The organism is Methylosinus sp. R-45379 (genome assembly GCF_001644125.1).
GTDB lineage: Bacteria > Pseudomonadota > Alphaproteobacteria > Rhizobiales > Beijerinckiaceae > Methylosinus.
In genome coordinates this window covers 1-3499 of record NZ_LUUM01000062.1, presented here as the reverse complement: position 1 = coordinate 3499, position 3499 = coordinate 1, and the positions used below count along the sequence as shown (strand labels likewise).

Below are 3499 nucleotides of genomic sequence, written 5' to 3'. Positions count from 1 at the left end.
GTAAGCGGTGCGAGCGTCCCACCTCGAAAAAGTTTGAGCGCCGCGCGATCCTCTTCAAGTGATTTGGTCATGAGGAGGGTTGGGCGATGGATCATTCCATGCTTGATGCCATGCATGAAGGCAGGACTTATCAACGGGTGGAGCTGATCACCGGCGGCCGGCGCCGGCGCAGTTGGACGTCCGAGGAAAAAACGAGGATCGTCGCGGAAAGCGCGGAGCCGAACGCCAACATTTCGGACGTCGCTCGGCGCAATGGCGTAAGCCGTGGACTGCTGACCGTCTGGCGTCGGCAGGCCTGGGAGGCGCGAAGCACGTCCGAGCATGAATCGCTGTTCGCTGCGGTGCGCGTGAGATGTGTCGAGGAGCGCCCGCAGAATGCGGCCACAATCGTCGAGGAGCGAGATGCGGTCTCTGTCGTGTCATGTACGATCGAGGTCTCGATGGCCGATGCGACGGTCCGTGTGCCGATGGGCGCGGACAGCGCGACGGTCAACGCAGTGATTTCGGCGCTGCGTCGTTCGCGATGATCTCCGTCGGCGCGCAGCGACGTGTGTTCGTATCGACGCGGCCGGTCGATTTCCGCAAAGGTGTGCATGGACTCGTCGCACTGGTGGCGGAGGATTTAAGATGCAATCCTTACAGTGGTGACGTGTATGTGTTCCGCGCCAAGCGCAAGGACCGCTTAAAGCTTTTGCTATTCGACGGCTCGGGAACAGTTCTGGCGACGAAATGGCTGGAGGATAGCGGCTTCGCCTGGCCGCCTGCGCAAGACGGTGTGGTGTCTCTGACGCCGACGCAGTTCGCGATGTTGTTCGACGGCTTCTCCGAATGGTCGCGCATGACGCCGAAGGCGGTGAAGAGGCCGAACAAGACTGCGTGATATTGCTGTATTCGCTGGAGCGTCAGCGAGCGCGGTGGTACATTCATGTCATGGCGCTTCGCTCCACGCCCCTTCCATCGGACCCGGCTCTGCTGACGGAGCTGGCGCTCGCGCTCGAAGCGGAAAACGAGACGCTGAAGACGACGATCGTGACGCTGAAAGCCCTGATTTTCGGCGCGCGCTCCGAGCGCTTGTCCAGGCTGGGCGCCGAACAGCTCGCGCTCGACCTTTCGGATAATCGAGACGAAGAGACGCGGAAGACGGCGGCGACGAACGACGACATTCCGGCGTCCGAGGAAGCCGCGAAGAAGCCGAGCAAAAAGGCCGGGCGCAACATCGGGAAGCTGCCCGAGCACCTTCCCCGCTGCGAGCGCGTCATAGAACCGACGACAACGCGGTGTCCCTGCTGCAAAGGACGGATGCATCGCATTGGCGAGGATGTGAGCGAAGTGCTCGACCGTGTGCCGGCCGTGCTGCGCGTCTTGCGCACGATCCGTCCCAAATATGCGTGCCGGGCTTGCGAAAGCGCGGTCGTGCAGGCGCCGGCGCCGGCGCAGTTGATCGAAGGCGGCATGGTCTCGACGACGCTCGTCGCTCATATCGCTGTCGCCAAATATGGCTGGCTCTCGACCCTCTATCGTCAGACCGCCATCCTCGCCGGCCTGGGCGTCGTCCTCGATCGGCAGACGCTGGCGCGCTGGATGAAGCAGACGGCCTGGATGCTGAAGGGGCTCTACGATCTGCAATTGGAGGTGATGCATCGCTATCCGCGGCTCTTCTGCGACGAGACGCCGATGCCTGTGCTCGCGTCCGGACATGTGAAGCTCCGACAGTTCTGGGCGCATGCGACCGATGACGGGCCCTGGGCGGGACCGGCTCCGCCGGCCGTCGCCTATGTGTTCGCGGACGGCCGCAGCAAGAAGGAGATCGCGTCGCAACTTTCCGGCTTTACCGGAATCTTGCAGGTCGACGGCTACGCCGCCTACAAGGCGCTGGTCAAGGACGAGGGCGCCGAAAGCCGCGTCACACTCGCCTTCTGCCTCGCGCATGCGCGCCGCAAGTTCGTCGCGGTGTTCAAGACAACGAACTCGCCATTCGCCAAAGAGGTCATCGAGACGATCGCGCTGCTCTATGCGATCGAGAAGCGCATTCGCGGCAAAAGCGCCGACGAGCGGCGCGCGGTTCGGCAGGCCGAGACAAAGCCGATCATGGAGGCGCTCCACGCCCGCTTGATCGCCGTGCGCGACGGGCTGTCGCAAATCTCGCCGCTGATCAAGGCGATAAACTATACGCTCGCGCATTGGAGCGGATTGACGCGCTTTCATGACGATGGCCGCATCGAGCCGGACACCAATATCGTGGAGCGCCCCATTCGATCGATCGCGATCGGCAAGCGCAACTCGCTTTTCGCCGGCGACAATGGCGGCGCCGAAACATGGGCGATCCTATCGACGCTGATTCAGACGGCGCGGCTCAATGGCGTCGATCCAGAGACATGGCTCGCGGATGTGCTGGAGCGCATGGTCTCCGGCGCGACCACCAACAATCGGCTCGCCGAGCTTCTCGTGTGGAACTGGAAAGCTGCGCGTGACCAGGCCGAAGCGGCGGCATGATCCGCCATCAACGCAACAGGCTCGGCTCGCTCGCCGTCTCTGCGTCCCTCGTATCGGAGCAGATCGACTCTTTGATCAGCCGCTCCGTCGTCTGCTCGAAATAGATCCAAAGGTCCGTGTGCAGATCGGAAAATTGCCGCCACACGACGGCGTCGAAAAAGCGCCGCGGCGCCCTCACCATGATCGTCGTGTGGCGTTGCCGCGAATAGCGGAACGGGCGCACGCCGTAGCGTCGGCATAGAGCGACAAACAAGCGCACCGACCATTCGTCCGGGAGGCTGAACTTCATCTCGACGGGAGGATCGCTGCGCGCCGCCTCATCGAGCTTCGCCCTCAGCCGATCGGCCGCCGCGCTGGCCGCCTCGCGCTCTCCGGCGCTCGTCGCGCCGAAATGCAGCGCCTCCACCTTCCGCAACCGCTCTCGAAGCTGGTCCTCGATCGTCATCGGCGTCGCTCCTCAAAAGCACGACGCCATCCCTCCGATCAGACGTCAACTGCCCAGCCCCCGCCGTCCACAGCCGATCGGTGTGGCACGGCCGCACCGCTTACGGCGTTTTGTTATGAAGCGGATCCGTGCGGCTATGGCGTTCATCGTCATCTCATCAGCCTCGGGCATCGGTGCGACGTGGTGGCACCGTCGCTGATCCCAATGAAGTCGGGCGATCGGGTGAAGACAGATCGTCGTGACGCCACCATGCTCGTCCGTCTCCATCGCGCCGGAGAATTGACCCCTGTCTGGGTTCCCGACGCCGATCACGAAGTCATGCGCGATCTGATCCACCTACGCAGCGTCGTCCGGCAAATCGTGACGCACGCGCGTCAACACCTTCAGGGCTTTCTGTTGCGGTATTCCGCTTCGTCGAGATCGACGAGGAGAACGGGATGCCGGCGAAGAGAGAACTCACGATGCGACAACTTCGGCAGATGCTGCGGCTTGCCCATGAGGGGGTGAGCGCGCGGGAGATCGGGCGGCGGCTCGGCGTGGCGCGCAGCACGGTGCAGGATT

5 protein-coding genes and 1 pseudogene are annotated in these 3499 nt (G+C 63.3%); 5 read left to right on the top strand and 1 reads right to left on the bottom strand.

The window, feature by feature from the left end; all coding sequences use genetic code 11:
• Nucleotides 1–86: 86 nt before the first annotated feature.
• From A1351_RS03755 to A1351_RS03745, 3 genes are read left to right on the top strand one after another with little or no spacing between them, the layout of a single operon-like run.
• Nucleotides 87–527, top strand: a complete 441-nt coding sequence (locus A1351_RS03755) for a transposase (protein ID WP_064032250.1) — start codon at nucleotides 87–89, stop codon at nucleotides 525–527.
• Nucleotides 524–880 (top strand): IS66 family insertion sequence element accessory protein TnpB, encoded by a 357-nt coding sequence (tnpB, locus tag A1351_RS03750; protein ID WP_064032248.1) that lies wholly within the window; start codon nucleotides 524–526, stop codon nucleotides 878–880. Before A1351_RS03755 ends, tnpB begins: the two co-directional genes overlap by 4 nt.
• A gap of 50 nt (nucleotides 881–930) precedes the next feature.
• A complete protein-coding gene (locus A1351_RS03745) occupies nucleotides 931–2493 on the top strand; it encodes an IS66 family transposase (protein ID WP_064032252.1) in 1563 nt (520 codons plus the stop codon).
• 7 nt (nucleotides 2494–2500) lie between these two features.
• Here the strand turns inward: A1351_RS03745 and A1351_RS03740 are convergent, their stop codons facing one another.
• The gene (locus tag A1351_RS03740; RefSeq protein WP_064032246.1) at nucleotides 2501–2938 is read right to left on the bottom strand and encodes a hypothetical protein; all 438 of its coding nucleotides are present in this window, start codon (nucleotides 2936–2938) and stop codon (nucleotides 2501–2503) included.
• Nucleotides 2939–3046: 108 nt separating this feature from the next.
• On the opposite strand from A1351_RS03740, the pseudogene A1351_RS25725 reads away from it, so the two are divergent.
• A pseudogene (locus tag A1351_RS25725) lies at nucleotides 3047–3275 on the top strand (IS110 family transposase); the annotation flags it as partial.
• Between the two features lie 100 nt (nucleotides 3276–3375).
• The coding region (locus tag A1351_RS23635) for a helix-turn-helix domain-containing protein (RefSeq protein ID WP_157096074.1) at nucleotides 3376–3499 on the top strand (124 nt) is incomplete at its 3' end.